This is a genomic window from Neisseria sp. P0021.S007 (assembly GCF_051956855.1).
The window spans coordinates 1-543 of record NZ_JBQCXA010001034.1 but is presented as its reverse complement, the minus strand read 5'-3'; the positions used below and the strand labels follow the sequence as shown (position 1 = coordinate 543).

Here is a 543-nt window from a genome sequence, read left to right as displayed (position 1 = left end):
GAAAATATCTATACCTATTCATGCATTGATAATGAATATGGCTATGGAAACCAAGTTGTTGCATTTGGAATAAGTGCAAATGGCGATTATATTTGTTTTGATTACCGTAAGAATTCAAGTAATCCATCCATCGTACTTATGTATCATGATGAATTTTACGAAGATGAACTAGGTAATACCAAGATGATTACAGTTCCCATCACACCTGATTTTGATAGTTTTATAGATAAACTTTATCAAGATGTAGATTAACTGGCACTACTAACCAGCATAGCCTGTGTAACCAACCAAAAAAGTGAAATGGTAGGATGTGCATTCATGCACACGCGGTTTTGGTTTCGCTGAACTCCGTTTCAGGCTGCCTTAAAACCACTTACCTTTCCTTTTTACTTTAACTAATCGTAACTCTAAACTATGCCCACTCCCCCCTAAACATTCTCTCACCCAAGCTCTATCCCAGTGAGCCATATAACGAAAGCGAAGCACCCGGTGCTATCACTTGGTTGTGGTATTAATCCCATGCACCGCCAAGTGCCTATTGCC

Annotated in this window: 1 protein-coding gene; it reads left to right on the top strand. The window is 39.0% G+C overall.

The annotated features are described in order from the left end of the window. Window positions 1–252 (top strand): SMI1/KNR4 family protein (locus ACTHUR_RS17375; RefSeq protein WP_440399958.1); only part of this gene is annotated, 252 nt, incomplete at its 5' end. Between the last annotated feature and the right edge of the window lie 291 nt (window positions 253–543).